The following is an 18,458-nucleotide window of genomic DNA, read 5'->3' as shown; positions in this document are numbered from 1 at the left end:
CCGCCGGAACGTGAATGCCCGCAATGCAAGGGAACCGGCTTTGCGATAGTAAAGCAGCCGCACCGCCCGGGGGTCAGGATTTACCCGGAGCGGTGCAATAAATGTCTCGGCAAGGGGCGGATTGCCGCCGACTGAGGTGCGCTTGGCGCACGCCTCACTTCACCTTCAAATTCCCCGCAGATTCCTTGCCGCGGTCGCTGATGATGTCGTACGCAACCTTAGCGCCCTCATTGAGGCCGCTTAGGCCGGCCTTCTCGACGGCCGAGATATGAACAAACACGTCCTTGCCGCCACCGTCTGGTTGGATGAAGCCAAAACCCTTTGCCGCGTTAAACCACTTCACTGTACCTGCCGCCACGGCCGCACTCCCAATTTCGAAAATAGAGCTACAACCTTGATCTATCGTGGCCCATTTGAATTCTGATTTACAAGTCGTTCCATGTCGAAACGCGGGGCTGAATTTTCTTCCGGGAACAAATCACTTTGTAACTTAGTATCCCGGCTCTGAGTGGGCGGGGACGTGATGAACGACGAATTTAAAAATGAAGTTTTTTCGAAATTCGAACTCAATCCGATGGCTGCGTGTAGCCATTGTGGCGAGAAGCCCGCACTCGTTTTGAAAATGCTCAATCCGCAAAATGGCCGCACGGTCCGCATGTTCAAGTGCGGGTGCGGGGAGCAAACTTGGTCTGAAGACAAAAGGTAAAGCCGCTTCCGTTGCCTCACTCGTTAATTTTTTATTAATGATTGATGAACTGAGCAAAATGGAACAGCCGTCGAGTTTCATTCCGCGCAAGCTGGTTGCATCATCGGCCTTATAACGGCATCCACCCGGTGACAGAGAGTTCGGTAACGCTCCCGCCCAATCAGGGAAGCGTCATGACCTATTCCGTTCTATTTTCGACCGACAACGAGCGTCCCCGCTGTTCCCATTGCCAGCGGCGCATGATCATTGAGGGTGTTTCACCAGGGCCAGTCGGGTTTGAACATCGACTATTCGAATGTCCTAAGTGCAAACAAACTAAGACCATCGTGGTGGCATCCGACCCGTTCAAGTCGAAGGCCGCTGGCTGGCTATCCGGCGAGCTAGGTCGTGGCCCTGCCGTTTCCCACGAGGTCAAGAATGGGAGATTGATACCCAAGCCAGCAGGCGAGTAACCTCGAGAGTAACCTGAGCCATCATGTTCCTCACGGACGTTGCGTGCCATTGGTCACTACGCACGAAAGTGACCCACCGCGCTGCATCTTCCTAGTGGCGCGTTTGTGTTTGATGATGTTCGATCTTGTCGGCAACCTCCTCGCAGACGGACGCCAGATCAAGCAGCTCATTTTTGATGAACGTATCGTCGGTCCGCTCGGAAATTTCACGATATATAGTTGCGTGCACGCGAAGATGATCAGGCCAATCCTGCGTGCCATTAGCATCGTCGAGATTGGGGTCGTGACAATCCATCGTCGGGCTTTCATCAGAACGCCGAATGCGTGAATCTGATGTAGGTTCTCTATCTGCGGGCACTATTAAATTCAAATTCAGTCTGAATTGTCGCGCAGCGGAAAATAGCGAATATCAACCATCGCATTGTGTCGCTTTCTTCTAAGATCGTTTCTTTCATATCAAAACGAGCATAAATACTGCTGTTTAGGCTTTCGCCCACACAAAGACGTTGCGCCCGAGACCCATGGCCCCAAGTTCTCAGGAACCGCTGCGCCAACCTGAGCCGCAGCAGCTAAGGCCCTCGGTCAGCGAAGATCATCAATCCATCAACGTGAACGGCACGCTATGGACGATTGCCGGAGCATCGAGGCTCTGCGAGATGTGAACGGCTTGTGGCTTCTATCGCGCTAAAGAAGAATTGAGCGGAAAGGTTGGACACGACGTACGTTATCTCCCTATCTAGAGACAAAGGAGACAGCCATGAAAATTACAGCAATCGCGCTTGGAAAAGCGCTCACGCTCACAAGTACAGTCGCACTTGCGCAGACCAACGGAACGCAAATCCCCGGCACGGAAGGATACGGGTCAGTCGTGCAGCCTTCAGTGGGTTCCTACCAAACCCCGGTCGGGTCATCGAATGTAGTCCCGACGTGGAGAAACACCGGCCCGGCAGCGACCCTGCCCAGAAGGGACGCATCCGTGCAGAACCCTGCTGGGGGCGTACTTGGGGCTCGCAGGTAGAAGAATTCGTAGTGACCGACACCGCTGCTCCGTGAGGAGGCACAATGTGCCTCAACACGTAGTCGCCATCTAGGATTTCATCGTGATCGTGAGGAATGATCTTGCCGTTTGTCATCGCGGAGAGGCTCAGCCGGCATCATCGCAGAGCGCAGAACGCTGCGCCAGGCCTCCGCGGCCGGTCGGCCGCCGGGCGTCCAGGGCGTAGCGTTGGATATGTTACTCCCGATCTGCTCGCACGGCTCGGGAGGCCGCAGCAATCCAGCACACAAAAAAACCATTTGGAAACATGAGCCTATTTCGGAATATTCGTGAAATAATTTCAGTGCGACAAGCCGATGAATCGTTGATGTAAATTCTTCGGTTCAGCACGCATCGCGCGGCCGTCCTGAAATAATTCGGGTGCGGAAATTAAGGTTGCCGCGCGAATCGTCGCATGCGGGCAGTGCAGCCTGTCTAAGTTAGGGCCATGGAGGACCCTTTCGAAGCGACCATAAAACCACCCAGGCAGACAAAGACGGCCGAAGAGTTAGCGGCGATGATTCTCGCCGACCTGCGGCAGGTCGAGGGCTGTCCGAAGACCGGCGTTACCGTGTACGTCTACGGCATTCCGTGGAACGCGCTGCTCATGTTTGACGCCGCCGCTGGTCCAGTCCGCAACAGGGCCGAGCTAAAACAGTTTTTCAATATTATCGTCGAACGGTTGCAGCGATTGTACGACGCGATCGTTTAAGCTCGACAAGAATTTGCGTGATTGTGAATTAGCTCACAAATACCCGGGGAAGCGCCCGCTAGTCTGGCAGCGCTGGGGATCTAAGGGGCCCAGTAGCAGGCGTCGGCGGGACGCTATATTTCGAGCCCGACGGCGCTCTTTTTGCGTATCCCGGTGCTGTCGCATGTCCGACTTTGTGCTGTTGTCGATATTTTTAGTGCGATGCTCTTCATTGTCGGCGTCGGTGCGGGCAGAACTTCCGGTTGACAAAGCGCAAAACCCCCGGCGCCTACAATCTCACCCAATCTTCGAAGGATATGTGACCGGTACATAGCTTGGCGAAGCGCAGCCGAATTAGAGCCGCGCCACGCGGGGCACCGCCGGCTTGGCTGGGGAAGATGGCAGGGGCCGACCGTGCAAGCCGCGGCGATGTGAGGCCGGGCGCGGCCCAAAAAAACAAGGCAACTGCGCGGCGTGAGTTCCTAAGAAAGGCGGAACAAGGAGGTGCGCCGGCCCCTTTGGTGCTTGCGAGTGAAGGGCCGGCGCTTTCCACGCCCGGAAGGGAGTTCACAGGCGCCATACAGCCTAGCACACGAGCGCGGCGCGTTCCGGGCCGCCATTGGGTGGTGCAGAGTGGGCGCACGTCGGTTCGGCAAAAAGCGGACCATTGGCCGTCATAAAGAGGCGGTATCGTCAGGCCGGCCAAGCCGTCTCCGCCCGACGGGCGCGGCTGCGCGGGTGCGCTCAAGTTTTTCTTTTTTAGTCCTGCCGGTGAGGTGATCGACGACGACGGCCGGCTACAGGAAGGGCAGCCAACTTGGGAAATCGCAAGCGAACTCAGCGCCCATTTTCAAAACAATATCGAATTTTCTAGCCTAGGCCCGAAGAATCGTCGGTTTGAACTGTTGGATGTCTTGAGGTTGCGGTTCCAGCATCCCCGGCCGTGGGCGCACCAGGGCTCGAACCTGGGACCCGCTGATTAAGAGACAGGCCCGGGTTAAGAACAATCAACGACTTACCGGTCGTACCGCTGGGCTTAACCGGCCCTAAACGGGCATCCGTCGCACGATGATAGTCCTTCGTTGCACCGCTGTTATCCGAACGGCTGAACATTTATTCTGGGGGAACCTTGTCATCCAGTTCGGACCGCCAGCGAAGCCTCGTTCGTTGCAGAACTCTCCTCTACTCTTAAGGCCGGATCGACAGGCTTTTTCAGCTTCTATTTCACTCACCAGACCGGCCAAGCACTCAATCACGTAGCCGCCTAGAAGGCACCAGCTCTATGGCCTGGCGCACCGGGTGAACATCCGTGGAGAACGTAACGAATCTGAAATGGGAAGAAACTGATGGCCTGCTTCGTAGAAGGTCAGACGAGCTATTTGGGCTTAAGAACCGCAACTTCCCGCAGATGCACAGTGTTGGATTGCTCAAGGCTGATGAAGCCGAATGCTGCGATTGCGACCAACGCGAAAAGCAAAACGACAGCAGCCACGTTCTCGACCATGCGGGCCTTGTAATCCTCCGTATATCCGCGCGGATTCTCGTATCGAGACAGATCGAGCAATTGGCCTATATCGCGTCCGGCATCGCACGCGTCGCGCTTACGGTGGCCATCGTCACGCGGCGGGAATTGCAAAATCTTGCAACCGCTATCGTCCCGTCTCTTTGGTTCGCCGGGCATCATCGGATCCAACACCACTCTTTTATTTTAAAGCGGCCCGGAGGATCCGAGTTCCCAGACCGCAATATTGGAAGCGACAAATCGACGTGAGGCAATGTTCGAATGATGCCGACGCTTCTCGACGTCGACGGACCGTAAGAGTTGCAAGTTCCGGGACAGACGAAGCCACAGCAGCCTGCTATCAGGACATAAGGTCCAGACCACGCCCACTGCGCCAATTCTTATTTGCCCAACATCTAGGCTGGAGGCGAGTTTGATCAAAAACCCTTGCTCGCCGTTTTTGTGATTTCATGTGGTACGAGATTTTTCATCGTCAATCGTTGTTACAACGAACGGCGCGTAAGACTATCGCCTTGTCCGCCTTTTTGCAGTAAGGTCGCCAGCCTGGTTGGACGAACTTGAAAGCGCGATGACGTCGGGGATAGCCGGTCACTGACAAGTAAATGGTGAATGTATCGAAGAAGGGCTCCGGCATCGCCGGAGTTCTTCGCGATAAGTGAATTGTTCACAGAGCTTTTCGAAATACGATTTGAGAACCGACTTAGGCATTGAATACCACCACATGCTCATCATGTGAGCCGCACAAAGTCGCTAGATTGGCCAGCAGCAGACTGCGATGTTGACCTGCCGCTGAGCGCCACGCGAAATTTTTGCGTCTTATCTAAGCCAAGGTGTGTCGAGCAACATCTGCCGTCCACGAATCGTTTGATTCAAGAAGCACCGATATGATTTCTCTTCTCAACTGCGGCCAGCTTGGGTTAGACGCCGCCTTTAGTCTGCAGGTTTCCTGGAAACGCCCTGGCCACCCGGCCGCGACGCATCGGGACCGCCGGCATCGGTGCGCGGTCCTGATGGCTCCGGTCGGGACATGCCGGTGGTCTCCTCGGGAGAACGATTCGGGGGCATCCTGCCGTTATTCACGGTGCCCACGGCAGCGCCGCCACCATTGACTGCCGTGCCAGAATTTTCTGGAACTTCTGCGCCGGCAGCGTTTCCGCCACCCATCTGCGCGAATGGCGGGGTATCCTGGCTAACGTGCATTCCCTCAAGCGGGTGATGGAACGAGCCGACGCTATCCGCGTTAACTAACGGCCTCCACGACAATTTTGCGCGGCCCGATCCTGCATGGAAGGCGATCAAGCTCGGACCGAAGCCATAGCTATTCTCTTCGTACCGTTTGCTTGAAGGATTTACATGGGGCTCGTCAAATACGCGCTCAAGTTCCGAGTCAGCTTCTACGTATTGGCGCTGCTGATGATGCTGGGCGGTGTCGGTGCCATCATTGTTATGCCCAAGGACGTACTGCCGACAGTGGATATTCCCGTCGTCGTCGTGGTCTGGACCTATACCGGTCTCGACACCACCGACATGGCGCAGCGGATCACGACCTATAGCGAATTTTCGCTCTCCAACAACGTCAACAGCATCCGAAGGATGGAAAGCACGACGCTGCAGGGTGTGGCGATAGAGAGGATCTATTTCGAACAGCGGGTGTCGATCGATCTCGCTATCGCGCAAGTCGTCTCGGCAATGAATTCGATCCGTGCGGTGATGCCGCCGGGGATCCAGCCCCCGGTGGTGATGCGCTTTTCGGCCTCCTCCGTGCCAGTGGTGCAATTGGCGCTGTCGTCGCAAAAACAGAGCGAGGCCCAGCTCTACGATTATGCACAATACCGCATCCGCCAGACCCTGACCCAGGTGCCGGGTTCGACCTTGCCATCGCCCTATGGCGGCGCGCCGCGCCAGATCATGGTCGACCTCGACATGCATGCGCTGCAGGGTTACGGCCTCACCCCGCTCGACGTCACCAACGCGATTTCGGCGCAAAATCTCACCGTGCCGTCCGGCCAGGCCAAAATCGGCGACTTCCAGTATCCGATCCGGCTGAACTCCGCGCCAGAGGCGATCTCGGCGCTCAACGTATTGCCGATCAAGGTGGTGGCGGGCTCGCCGGTATTGGTGCGGGACGTCGCCTTTGTGCGCGATGGCTCGCCACCGCAGCAGAACATCGTTCGCGCCGACGGCCGCCGTTCGATTTTGCTGACGATCCTGAAGAACGGCGAGGCCTCGACCTTGACGGTCGTCAACAACGTCAAGGGCTTTTTGGGACAAATCCGCGCCGCCGCGCCCGACGGCGCCAAGATCGACCTGCTGTTCGATCAATCTGTGTTTGTCTCCGGCGCCATCGCCGACGTGGTCCGCGAAGCTGTGATCGCCGCCGGCCTGACCGGCTTGATGATCCTTTTGTTCCTCGGTTCGTGGCGATCCACTTTGGTGGTGCTGGTTTCCATTCCGCTCTCGATTCTGACTTCGCTCGCGGTGCTGGCGCTGCTCGGTGAAACCATCAACATCATGACGCTGGGTGGACTCGCCCTAGCGGTCGGTATCCTGGTCGATGACGCCACCGTTGCCATCGAGAACACCTATCGCCTAATGGAGGAAGGCCACCCGTTCCGGGAGTCGGTTGCCGAGGGCGCGGCCGGCATTGCCAAGCCAGCGCTGATTTCGACATTGGCAATCTGCGCCGCCTTTGTCTCAGTGTTGTTTTTGACCGATACGCCAAAATTTCTGTTCACGCCGCAGGCACTCGCGGTGGTATTCGCGATGCTGACATCGTATTTGCTGTCGCGAACCCTGGTTCCGATCCTGATCGATGTGCTGGTCAAGAAGGAATACGATTCCCGCTTTGGCGAACACGGTGAGCATAGCGGGCACAGCGAGCATGGCGAACATAACGCCGAGCCCACCGCGGCGGCGCAATCCCGGCCCGGCTTCTTCCGCCGCTTTCACGCCGGCTTCGAACGCCGCTTCGCCCGTTTCCACACCGGCTATCTCGGATTGCTGCATGTCGTGATCGGGCATCGGATCGTGACGGTCGCGGTGGTTGGTGTGGTCTTCGCCTTCGCCGCCGTGCTCTTTATATTTGTCGGTCAGGATTACTTTCCGCAGATCGATGCCGGCGAATTGACGCTGCATGTGCGGACCCGCTCGGGGATGCGGATCGAAACCGCCGAGCAGCAATTTTCCGCCGTCGAGAATACCATCCGCCAAGTGATCAAGCCTGACGATCTTGGACTGATCCTGGACAATATCGGCCTGCCAGCCAGCAACTATAATTTCGCGTTCGGCGACGGCTCCTTTGTTGCTAACAATGATGGCCAGATCCTGATTTCGCTCAAGCAAGGCCACGCGCCGACCAACGGCTACCGCAAGACCCTGCGCAAGGTCTTGGCGGAAAAATACCCGGACACCATCTTCTATTTTCAGCCTTCCGACATCATCACCCAGATCCTGGACTTCGGCACGTTGACGCCGATCGATATTCAGGTGAACGGCCGCAACGCCGACAAGGATCTCGAAGTCGCCAAACACATCGAGGCGCGGCTGCGCAAGGTCCGCGGCGCGGTCGATGTGCATATCCAGCAAATCACCGACTCGCCGGAGTTCTTTGCCGACGTCGACCGCCAGATGGCGGGAGAGATCGGTCTCACCGAACAGCAGATCGCCAACACCCTGAATGTCTCGCTGGCCGGCAGCTTTCAGGTCACCCCGAATTTCTGGGCCGATCCCAAGACCGGCATCCCCTATCAGCTCTGGGTGCAGACCCCCGAATACCGCAACGATTCGCTGACCGACGTCGGCAACACCCCGCTCTTCGTCTCGGCCCCCGGCCCGACCACCGGCGGCGTGGTCACCTTGTTCAACAACGTCGCCAAATTGCGCCGGCAGTCGGAACAGACCGTGGTGAACCATCTCAACACCCAGCCGAAATATGACGTGCTGGCGAGCGTGCAGGACCGCGATTTGGGCTCGGTGAGCCGCGAGATCGAGACCATCATGCAGGACGAGCAGAAAAACCTCCCCGTGCCCGATCGCATCTCGGTATTGGGGCAGATCGCGGACATGCACAGCGCCTTCACCAACCTTGGCATTGGTCTGGCGATCGCGATGATCGCGGTCTACCTCTTGATGTCGGTGAATTTCCAGAGCTGGGGCGATCCGTTCGTGGTGCTGGCAGCGCTGCCGCTGGCGTTTTGCGGCATCGTCATGAGCCTGTTCGTGACGCAGACCACGTTTTCGATTCCCTCGCTGTTCGGCGCGATCATGAGCGTGGGCGTCGCCAGCGCCAATTCCATCCTGCTGGTGACCTTCGCGCGCGAGCACCGCGAGCAGACCGGCTGCAGCGCCGCGGAGGCCGCGATCAAGGCCGGCGAGACCCGGCTGCGGCCGGTGCTGATGACCGCGGCGGCGATGTTCGTCGGCCTGCTTCCGATGGCGCTCGGCCTCGGCGAAGGCAGCGAGCAGAACGCAGCGCTGGCACGCGCCGTGCTTGGCGGCATTTTGGTCGGGACCTGTTCGACGCTGTTGTTCGTTCCGTTTCTGTATTCCGTGCTGCGCACCGGCAAGACCGAAGCCCTGAAAGATTACGTATGAACAAAATCGAAAAAGAACCCGTGCGTGGAGAACCCGTGCCGCAAGCGGGCGGAGCTGGCGCCAATGACGACCGAAACGGCAAGCCTGCGGCGGTGCCGCCGCCTTCGAAATGGATATTGGTGGTGGTGCTGGTGGTCGTAGCTTGCGTGCTGGCGTTCGGCGCCTACGGGCATTGGCAGACCAAGGCCGCCGCCGAAGCAACCCAGCGCGAGGCGATCGACTTCGTCCCGGCGGTGCGCACCGCCGTGACAAAACTGCTCTCCGACCCGATTCTGACCACGCTGCCGGGCCAGACCGACGCGTTCGACCGCGCCAACATTTTTGCCCGCGCCACCGGCTACATTGCCGAGCGCAAGGTCGATATCGGCAGCACCGTGAAAAAGGGCGATTTGCTGGTCAAGATCGCAGCACCCGATCTCGACCGCCAGCTCGACCAGGCGGTGGCGCAGCTCAGCCAGGTCCAGGCCGCGCTGGCCCAGGCCCAGGCCCAGGTCACCCTGTCGGAAGCCAATTTGAGGCTTGGTAACCTCAATTACGCCCGCTCCGACGATCTCGTGAAGAAGGGTTTTGATACCTACCAGAACCATGACACCCAGCAGGCCAACGTTTCGAGCCAGCAAGCCAATGTCGAGAACGCCACGGCCGGCGTCAAGGTCGCGCAGGCCAATATCGAGGCCCAGCAGGCCACCGTCAATCGCCTGCGCACGCTGGCCGAGTTCGAGAAGGTGACGGCCCCGTTCGACGGCGTCGTCACCGTGCGCAACGTCGACATCGGCGACCTCGTCAACGCCGACACCGGCGGCGGCACGCCGATGTTCACCATGGTTCGCGACGACATCCTGCGCGTGGCCGTCAGCGTGCCGCAATCCCTCGCAATCGCGATGCGCGACGGCCTCGACGCCAAGATCCAGGTGTTCGAGCTTCCCGGACGCACCTTCGCCGGCAAGGTCGCGCGCTCTTCCGGCGCGCTGTTGTCGGCCTCGCGCACGCTTAGCGTCGAGGTCGATGTCGATAACTCCGCGCATGCCTTGCGCGCCGGAATGTTCGTCAACGTATCCTTTGCCGTTCCCCGCGAGCATCCCGACGTCGTGGTGCCCGCCGAAGCCCTGATCTTCAACCAGCAGGGCCTGCGGGTCGCGGTCGTCAACGCCAACAAGACCATCCATCTGCAGCCCGTGACCATCTACCGCGACTTCGGTTCCACCGTGGAAATCAGCGACGGCCTGCGCGGCGGCGAAGCCATCGTGCTCAACCCGCCGACCAACCTGCAGGAAGGCGGCAAGGTCAAGATAAACCCGGACGAGAAGATCGCGGAGGCGGGGAAGTAGGGGACCGGGGACGGGTTGCAAGCCGAAGATTTAACCCGCCTCCTACGTTTACACTTCTAACTGAAACGCAGGTTGCATTCCGACGCAGCGAATCTTTATGGTGAGCAAGACTTGGCCGGACCCGCCTACCGAGAGTTCGAAGATGCAATGTTTGCTTATGAATGGCCGTTCCACCAATAGCGGCCATTCCAAAACCGCCTATTCCGCGAATCAGACCACGATCCGGCACTTGCATATTTTCTGAAGCTGTTGGGGGAGCGCTATCCCCTGCCAGTGGATCGGGCTTGTTCCCGACGTATTTTTGCAAAGACGCGATCCGTTGCCATAAACCGCGCCAACATGGGCGCAATCAGCTTTGTTGGTTCAGTAACACTCTGCCCGGTTTCGCGAGCTAGCACCTCTGCGTAAGCGAGCAAATCGCGATAGACGCTTGCGGAGAGTTCGACAGTCAACTTCACCGGCTTATCGTCGGTGATTCCAACGAGCTTGAGCTTTGCCATGTTCGTCCCCTACCCTTTGTAAGGCTCAAGTACCAAATCGCGATTGACAACCACGCGTACCGGAAATCCTGGCCGGATGGTCAATGTCGGTTGAATATTGAGACTCCGCCGAACCACCTGTTGTCCTGTTTGATTCAGCGAATTGGCCGCGCTCAAGCGAAGCGCCTGAATAATATCGGTATTGCTGCCACTATCCGCCCCAGAGCCAAGCTCCGCTCCTACGCCAAGGACCGTCGAGAGCAGCGCCGCCTTGAACAGTTCGGCCCAGTGATTATCGACTTCATCCTCGAGCCCGGAGTGGCCGCCTGCGTCCGCCCCCTGTTGCCGTTCGAGAACTATCGAACGTCCGTTCGGCATGATGAGCCGGGTCCACACCAACAGCACCCGCGATTGTCCGAACGCGACCTGGCTATCATAAATGCCTATCAGTTTCGCTCCTTGCGGAATTAGCCGGGCACGACCGGTCGGCGTATCAAAAATGTTCTCGGTTACTTGCGCGGTGATCTGCCCGGGAAGATCTGACCGAATGCCCGTAATAAGAGCTGCAGGAATGACCGTTCCCGCCTGCACGACAAAGGGCGATGCTGGACGTGTCAGTCGATCCGGTGCCGTCGTCCGTCGATCAACGGGGGCATTGACGAAGAGGAGTTTGCTATCCTGCCCATTCTGAGTGAAGGTTTCATCGGAAGATGCCGAAGTCTTGGCCGCCGTTTCCTGTGATGAGGCATGCGGTGGCGCAACGGGCGCAGTGGTCGACGCAAACACTTTGCTCGTCCGAGCCGCCTCGGTTTCCTGATTGGCACGCTGTTGTTCGGCGTCAAGGCCGATCGCTGCTGTTTGGCCTTCCAGTGTTGCGATAGGACGTCCCAGGTCTCCGGGCGATGCTGGCCCAAGCCGGGGGACGTCGCGGGGAATCCCAGCATAGTCCTGCGGCAGCGTTGTCAGACCATCTGCAAGGTTGTGATGATCCGTGCTGTAAAGCTCGTCCGGCGCGGGGCTATGTGGGCGGTTGCTCCTCAGCGCCCACAGTACCGCGCCAGAGATGAGCATCAAAGCCAATGCGCTGCCACCCGCAAGGACCTTGCGGGAGAGTCTTGTGATCCTTGGGCGTTCTGCACGCAGACGCAGAGTCTGCGTGTTATCGTCAGATGGTGGCCCCGATGCTGGACTGGCGCTCTCGTTTGACCCGTTGCTCGTCATGATCGCTTCCCGTCGGCTCTCGCGATACGAACCTTCTGCTGCTTGTCTCCCCCGAGGCGCAGCTCAGCCGCAGCGAACAAACGGTCGACAATCAATATATTTTTGTAGGCGCGATAGTTGACGAGTTCGGGCTTGCCATCCTGGCCGATGACGAACAGCGGCGGCATTTCTCCTTGGGCAATGCCGGCCGAGAACTCGATATAGACCTTGCGGCCATCATCGTAGGCATTGACCGGACGCCACGGCGGGCTGTCGCCCTCGATGACGTAACGGTAGCGGCGCTGATCCACTTCCGGGATGATCGGTGTCGATGGCAAAGCCTTGGAGCGGCTGGACCGGTCCTCCGGGTAGAACCAGGCAACTGACGGCATGTATGGCTTTTCACGGGAGCGCAGTTCGATCAGGTAGGTCCGTCGATCGGTGTTGACGACGAGGTTGGTCTCGATGGCAGGCCGTGTCGGCTTCACCATGATGTGGACGCGCCTGGTATCGCCGTTGCCGCTTTCGGTGTCACCGACGATCCAGCGCACGGTGTCGCCGGCGGCGAGCGGCCCCGATCCGGTTAGCTGCTCGCCCGGCTCGAGCGCCATATCCGTGATCTGCCCTGGTGAAGCGTAGATCTGATAGAGCGCGCCGGGACTGTAAGGAAAGACCTGAACAGCATTGAAATACCCTGCGCGCCGTGGCTGGACCCGCGCTACATCGTTGGCAATCTCGATGCGATCGGTCGGGTCCTTAGCCTCTACTTCACCTTTCTTGCCGCCGCTGGCTGGCGTCCAGGATGGCGGGACATGCAGCGGACGTGCATGGTCGTCCGCCGGCATCGGTAGCTCAGGAGACGGCGGCACGTCATCATCATAACTGATCTGCGGCGGCTTGAAGGTCGTGCAGCCGGAGAGCGCGAGAACAAAAAGCAGGGCCAGACTTGAAGGCGTCCCATTGCATTTTGGACCAATCGACCTTGGTACAGGATTTCTCACTAGCCGAGCTCCTTCGACCAGTTGATGGAATGGACATAGACGCCGAGCGGATTCTTGCGCAGGCGGTCGGCGTCGCGCGGGGTTTCGATGACGACGGAAAGGATCGCGGTCCAACGTTCGGTGGCGGCGAGCTGGCCGCTGTCGTAGTGGCGTTCGGTCCATGCGACCCGAAAACTCTCCGGCGACGCACGGATGACGCTTGAGACGTCGATGGAGATTTGCGTGGTGCCGAGCTTGGCGAAAGGATCGTCGTGGCGTGCGTAGTCGTTCAGCGCTGCGGCACCACGATCGGTCGTGAAGTCGTAGGCGCGCAACCAATTCTGGCGTAGCACAATGGCGTCGGCCGGAAGTCCCCGCACGTCCTCGATAAATCTCGCGAGATGAAACGCGATCTGCGGATCGGTCGGCTGATAGAAAGCACTCGCCGGAGCGACTGCCTGGGCCTGGCCGAGATGATCGACTTGCACCACCCACGGCGTGATCGTGCCCTGGGTGGACTGCCAGACGAGGCTTGCGGCGAGGCCTCCCGACAGGAACAGGCATCCGAATGCCATCAGCCGCCAGTTCCTGGCCTGGACCCGCGCCGAACCGATACGTTCGTCCCAGACCTGCGCCGCCTTCTGATATGGAGTAACCGGCTCCGGCATGCGGCCGTAATGCACGGATGGTCGCGTGAACATCAGTTCCCTCCCTCGGACAGATCGACGGAGGATCCGCCACCGGCACTATCACCACTGCGAACCGCGTGGGTGGCAGCGGACACGCCTTGGTTCACAGTCTGCGCGCGCTTCATCCGACGCGCCCAGGCCGGTGGCGCGTCTGCCGTCGACGAGCCGCCACCAAGCCCGGCAGCCATGCGGCGCAGCGGGCTTGTTATCGCCGAGCCACCTGCCTTGGCGACGCCACTCAATCCTCCCGCGCGGTAGGCGCTTGCGGTTCCGCCTGCAATCGTGGCCGCACCGCGGGCGCCTCCTGCGAGTGCGCCACCCGCCAGCCCGGCACCGCCGGCTGCGAGACCTGCGCCAGCCACGATGACGCCGCCTGCCGCCAAGCCCGTACCAACAGCGGCCCCAGCGCCGAGCTGCGGTCCACCGGATACGATGCCGTTGGCGATGCCGGGCCCGAAGATGCCTAGGCCAAGCAGGGAGAGCGCGCCAAGCATGAGCGCCATGGCGTTATCGATCGTCGGCTGGTTGCCACCGAATCCTGCCGTGAATTGTGAGAACAGCGTCGAGCCGATGCCAACGATAACGGCCAGCACCAGGACCTTGACGCCAGATGAAATCACGTTGCCGAGGACGCGCTCGGCAGCAAAGGCGGTCTTACCGAACAGACCGAACGGGATCAGCACGAACCCCGCAAGCGTCGTCAGCTTGAACTCGATCAGGGTGATAAAGAGCTGGATGGCCAGAATAAAGAAGGCGAGCAGCACCACGATCCAGGCGAACAATAGAACCGTAATCTGGATGAAATTTTCGAAGAAGCTGACATAGCCCATAAGCCCCGAGATCGAATCAAGGATCGGTCGTCCAGCATCAAGTCCGACTTGGGCGATCTTTCCGGGTCTCAAGAAGTCGGCTGAGGAAAGCCCGGTGCCGGAGGCTTTCAGACCCAAACCTGCAAAGCTCTCGAAGATGATGCGAGCCAAGCTGTTCCAGTTGCCGATCAGAAAAGCAAAGACACCGACAAACAAAGTCTTCTTGACGAGACGAATTAAGATGTCCTCGTCGGCTCCCCATGACCAGAACAGGCCGGCCAGCGTGACATCGATCGCTGCTAGCGTGGTGGCGAGATATCCGACTTCGCCTCCGAGTAGACCGAACCCGGAATCGATGTACTGGGTGAACGTCGCCAGGAACTGATCGATAATGCCCGTGCCGCCCATGGGTTACTCCTTCCCGGACTGCTGACTTGAGGGGTAACCAGGTGACAGGCGGCTCCCGTCCTTGGGCGGCATAAACAACGAGGAGCCCTCTTTGGCGGCCTCGTTGTCGGACGATGCTGATGGAGCCTTATCCCCTCCGAGGAATTGACGGCGCTTCTCGGCCCACGCCTTGCGGCACTCGGACAGAGCATCTTTCTGCTCGTAGGTGACAGAGCGACACTCCGCGAGCTTTGCTGTCAGCGCATCGGATGCCTGATCAGCCGATTTAGCGGACAGGGTTTGGCCTTCGTCGTCACGTAACTGGATTGCGCAAGCGGCAACCACGAGGACGACGAGCACCACTGCTGCCACGGTCGGGAGGCGTTTCAGTTTTTTCGCGCTCATCAGTGAAACATCTGCACGGTTGTGGGTTGATAGCCGGCGCCTTGGGTCAGGAAGCGACGCAGTTGCTCCCTGCCCTGATCCTGAGCGGCCGAGTGCTGGGCGGACTCCAGGTTTTGTGCGCGCCCCTGGGCTGCAACGACGGCCGTGAGATCGGCAAGTTGCTGTGACGCCAGCGCCAAGAGCTGATTGCCGGCCTGGCTCGCCTGCAACGCACCGGATGCCCCCTGGCTCGCGGTGACAAGGGCCGACATCTGCGTATGGTTGGTGTTGAGATTGGCGACGACCGTGGCCTGCGTCCGCATGGCGTCCTGCATGCTGACAAGCGCATTCTGCCAACGCGTTTGCGCGTTCGCGAACAACGCTTGGTTCGAGAGACTGGAAGACGACGCCGACGCATAGGTGGTCGAGAAGGCACGATCGATCTGCTGGATATCGTAGGCGATGCGCTGGGCTTGGCTGAGAAGCTGCTGGGTACGCAGGATCGACTGTTCCAGTTGCAACAACGACGAGAACGGCAACGTCGCCAAATTTCTCGCCTGGTTGATCAGCATCTGCGCTTGATTCTGCAGAGACACGATTTGGTTGTTGATCTGTTGCAGAGATCGAGCAGCGGTCAGCACATTCTGTGCATAGTTGTTAGGATCAAACACTGCCAACTGCGCAGTGGCCGGTTTGGGGCCGACCCCAATGACAATCGCGACTACGCCTGCGGCAACGATACGACGGAGACGATTCATTTGGATGCCTCCAGTTCAGCGAGATGCGGGATGAGATCTGTCGCCCAGGCGACATCGCGCGCCTTCAGCCATCCGGACACAAAATTGTCGCGGCCATGTTCGGCAAGAACCTGCTCGATTAGGGCCTGGTCGGCCTTGGAGGAAGCGGCGGCGAAGGCGAGCGCGACCTCGCCGAGACCGAGTTCGAACAGCCGATTGCCGCGACGTGACTGGCAGTAGTAGTCGCGCTTCGGTGTGGCCCGAGCCAGGATTTCGATCTGGCGGTCGTTCAGCCCAAAGCGCCGATAGATCGCCATGATCTGTGGCTCGATGGCGCGGTCGTTCGGCAACATAACGCGTGTTAGACAACTCTCGATGATCGCCGGCGCGATCGCCGAGCCGTCGATATCCGCGAGCGATTGGGTAGCAAAGATGACGGAAGCATTCTTCTTGCGCAGTGTTTTCAGCCATTCGCGTAGCCGTCCTGCGAAATCTTCATCATCGAGCGCGAGCCATCCCTCGTCGATGATGAGCAGGGTCGGCCGCCCATCAAAGCGGGCCTCAATACGGTGAAACAGATAAGCAAGAACAGCAGGCGCGACCGCGGTCCCAATTAGGCCATCGGTCTCGAAGACCTGCACCGATGACTCTCCCAGACGCTCGCTTTCGGAATCGAGCAAACGATCATAGGGACCCCCGAGGCAATAGGGTTGCAGGGCTCGCTTGAGGACATTCGATTGAAGCAGAACGGAAAGGCCCGTAAGCGTACGCTCCTCGATGGGAGCGGAGGCCAGCGAACTCAACGCCGACCAAATGTGCTCCTTGGCTTCCGGGGTAACCTCGATCCGCTCGCGGCTCAAAATCGAGCTGATCCAATCGGCCGCCCATCCGCGTTCGGCGACATCATCAATTCCGGCGAGCGGCTGGAGGGAAACGAATTCAGAGGCCTCTCCGGCGAGAGCGCCGCCGAGATCATGCCAATCGCCGCCCATGGCAATCGCGGCCGCACGGATCGAACCGCCGAAGTCGAAGGCGAAGATCTGCGACTCAGGATATCGGCGGAACTGGAGTGCCATCAGCGCCAGCAGCACCGATTTGCCGGCGCCGGTCGGCCCCACCACAAGGGTATGACCGACATCACCGACGTGGAGCGAAAAGCGAAATGGAGTGGATCCCTCCGTCCTCGCCAGAAACAGAGGCGGCGCCTTGAGATGATGGTCCCTCGCTTCGCCTGCCCATACCGCCGACAGCGGGATCATGTGCGCCAGGTTCAAAGTCGAGATTGGCGGCTGCCGCACATTGGCATAAACATGCCCCGGCAGGCTGCCGAGCCAGGCCTCGATCGCATTCACTGTCTCGATCATGCATGTGAAATCCCGACCCTGGATCACCTTTTCGACGAGGCGAAGTTTTTCGTCTGACGTAGCGGGATCGGCGTCCCATACCGTGATCGTCGCTGTAACAAAGGCCTCTCCAATCTGGTCGGAGCCCAGTTCCTGCAAGGCAGCGTCGGCATCCATGGCCTTGTTATGAGCGTCGGTATCGAGAAGGGCCGAGGCCTCGTTGGTCATCACCTCCTTCAGGATCGCGGCCACCGACTTGCGCTTGGCAAACCATTGCCGCCGGATCCTGGTGAGGAGTTTTGTGGCATCGGTCTTGTCCAGCATGATCGCGCGGGTCGACCAGCGATAGGCAAAGGCGAGTCGGTTCAGGTCGTCGAGAATCCCGGGCGTGGTCGCCGTCGGGAACCCGACGACCGTCAGGACGCGCAGATGCGCTTCGCCCAGCATCGGCTCGAGCCCGCCCGTCAATGGTTGATCGGCGAGCAACGCGTCAAGATACATCGGGATCTCGGGCACCCTGACGCGATGCCGCTTGGTCGAGACCGTCGAATGCAGGTAAGTCAGGGTTTCCTGATCGTCCAACCAGGCGCACTCCGGCATGAAGCCTTCGACGAGCTGCAGCACGCGGCTGGTTCGGTCGACAAACCCTCGGAGGACCTCACGCGCATCGGCGTCGACGGTGCGGTTGCTGCCCTCATAAAGTAGTCGTTCCGCTTTCGCGGTGCCCTCCGCCGGTGGGAGATAGAGAAGCGTCAGGAAATAGCTCGACTCGTAGTGGATGCCGGCTTCTTCGAACTGTGCCCTCCGCTCAGCATCGACCAGGGCGGACGCCGTATCCGGAAATGTGTTGGGTGGATAGCTACCTGCGGAATGGCGCTGCGCTTCGACAAAAATCGTCCAACCGGATTCGAGCCGGCGCAGCGCGTTGTTCAGACGGCCGGCAATGGCGACCAGCTCGGCCGGCACGGCGCTGTCGAGGTCTGGACCTCTAAATCTTGCAGTCCGTTGAAAGGATCCGTCTTTGTTAAGGATGATTCCTTCATCAACCAGCGCAGTCCAGGGCAAGAAGTCGGCTAGGCGCGTGTTTGAGCGGCGGTATTCAGCAAGGTTCATCATCGAAAA

General features: G+C 59.3%; 15 protein-coding genes. 5 read left to right on the top strand and 10 right to left on the bottom strand.

The window, feature by feature from the left end; genetic code table 11:
- Positions 1–154: 154 nt before the first annotated feature.
- Positions 155–358 carry a cold-shock protein gene (locus ABSE61_RS23920; protein ID WP_423873610.1) on the bottom strand — a complete coding sequence of 68 codons (204 nt, stop codon included), beginning with the start codon at positions 356–358 and terminating at the stop codon, positions 155–157.
- Positions 359–523: 165 nt separating this feature from the next.
- Here ABSE61_RS23920 and ABSE61_RS23915 point away from each other — a divergent pair, with 165 nt between their 5' ends.
- The gene (locus ABSE61_RS23915) at positions 524–706 is read left to right on the top strand and encodes a hypothetical protein (protein ID WP_423873609.1); all 183 of its coding nucleotides are present in this window, start codon (positions 524–526) and stop codon (positions 704–706) included.
- A gap of 543 nt (positions 707–1,249) precedes the next feature.
- Here ABSE61_RS23915 and ABSE61_RS23910 read toward each other — a convergent pair.
- A complete protein-coding gene (locus tag ABSE61_RS23910) occupies positions 1,250–1,453 on the bottom strand; it encodes a hypothetical protein (protein ID WP_423873608.1) in 204 nt (67 codons plus the stop codon).
- A 1,189-nt stretch (positions 1,454–2,642) separates the two neighbouring features.
- Between ABSE61_RS23910 and ABSE61_RS23905 the strand changes: the two genes are divergently transcribed.
- The 4 genes from ABSE61_RS23905 (at position 2,643) to ABSE61_RS23890 (ending at position 10,328) form a co-directional block, all read left to right on the top strand.
- Positions 2,643–2,906: a hypothetical protein gene (locus tag ABSE61_RS23905; protein WP_423873607.1), complete on the top strand. Its 264-nt coding sequence runs from the start codon at positions 2,643–2,645 to the stop codon at positions 2,904–2,906.
- A gap of 1,288 nt (positions 2,907–4,194) precedes the next feature.
- Positions 4,195–4,656, top strand: coding sequence for a hypothetical protein (locus ABSE61_RS23900; RefSeq protein ID WP_423873606.1), 462 nt, complete (start codon positions 4,195–4,197; stop codon positions 4,654–4,656).
- Positions 4,657–5,760: 1,104 nt separating this feature from the next.
- Positions 5,761–9,000, top strand: coding sequence for an efflux RND transporter permease subunit (locus ABSE61_RS23895; protein WP_423873605.1), 3,240 nt, complete (start codon positions 5,761–5,763; stop codon positions 8,998–9,000).
- The gene (locus ABSE61_RS23890; RefSeq protein ID WP_423873604.1) at positions 8,997–10,328 is read left to right on the top strand and encodes an efflux RND transporter periplasmic adaptor subunit; all 1,332 of its coding nucleotides are present in this window, start codon (positions 8,997–8,999) and stop codon (positions 10,326–10,328) included. The genes ABSE61_RS23895 and ABSE61_RS23890 overlap by 4 nt, the downstream gene beginning before the upstream one ends.
- 260 nt (positions 10,329–10,588) lie before the next feature.
- Here ABSE61_RS23890 and ABSE61_RS23885 read toward each other — a convergent pair whose 3' ends face one another.
- Genes ABSE61_RS23885 through trbE form a run of 8 tightly spaced genes read right to left on the bottom strand, consistent with a single transcriptional unit; the run spans position 10,589 to position 18,452 of the window.
- A complete protein-coding gene (locus ABSE61_RS23885; protein WP_423873603.1) occupies positions 10,589–10,828 on the bottom strand; it encodes a DUF2274 domain-containing protein in 240 nt (79 codons plus the stop codon).
- Positions 10,829–10,837: 9 nt separating this feature from the next.
- Entirely contained in the window at positions 10,838–12,028 is a 1,191-nt protein-coding gene (locus tag ABSE61_RS23880) for a TraB/TrbI/VirB10 family type IV secretion system protein (RefSeq protein ID WP_423873602.1), read from the bottom strand.
- Positions 12,025–13,008: a P-type conjugative transfer protein TrbG gene (gene trbG, locus ABSE61_RS23875; protein ID WP_423873601.1), complete on the bottom strand. Its 984-nt coding sequence runs from the start codon at positions 13,006–13,008 to the stop codon at positions 12,025–12,027. The genes ABSE61_RS23880 and trbG overlap by 4 nt, the downstream gene beginning before the upstream one ends.
- Positions 13,008–13,688 (bottom strand): conjugal transfer protein TrbF, encoded by a 681-nt coding sequence (gene trbF / locus ABSE61_RS23870; protein ID WP_423873600.1) that lies wholly within the window; start codon positions 13,686–13,688, stop codon positions 13,008–13,010. Before trbF ends, trbG begins: the two co-directional genes overlap by 1 nt.
- Positions 13,688–14,893: a P-type conjugative transfer protein TrbL gene (gene trbL / locus ABSE61_RS23865; RefSeq protein WP_423873599.1), complete on the bottom strand. Its 1,206-nt coding sequence runs from the start codon at positions 14,891–14,893 to the stop codon at positions 13,688–13,690. The genes trbF and trbL overlap by 1 nt, the downstream gene beginning before the upstream one ends.
- Positions 14,894–14,896: 3 nt before the next feature.
- A complete protein-coding gene (trbK-alt, locus tag ABSE61_RS23860; RefSeq protein ID WP_423873598.1) occupies positions 14,897–15,277 on the bottom strand; it encodes a putative entry exclusion protein TrbK-alt in 381 nt (126 codons plus the stop codon).
- Entirely contained in the window at positions 15,277–16,014 is a 738-nt protein-coding gene (trbJ, locus tag ABSE61_RS23855) for a P-type conjugative transfer protein TrbJ (RefSeq protein WP_423873597.1), read from the bottom strand. Before trbJ ends, trbK-alt begins: the two co-directional genes overlap by 1 nt.
- A complete protein-coding gene (gene trbE / locus ABSE61_RS23850; protein ID WP_423873596.1) occupies positions 16,011–18,452 on the bottom strand; it encodes a conjugal transfer protein TrbE in 2,442 nt (813 codons plus the stop codon). The genes trbJ and trbE overlap by 4 nt, the downstream gene beginning before the upstream one ends.
- Positions 18,453–18,458 lie beyond the last annotated feature (6 nt).

The organism is Bradyrhizobium sp., from assembly GCF_049519115.1.
In the GTDB taxonomy this organism is placed as follows: Bacteria; Pseudomonadota; Alphaproteobacteria; order Rhizobiales; family Xanthobacteraceae; genus Bradyrhizobium.
The sequence above is the reverse complement of the archived record's forward strand: the minus strand, read 5'-3'. Positions and strand labels throughout refer to the sequence as shown.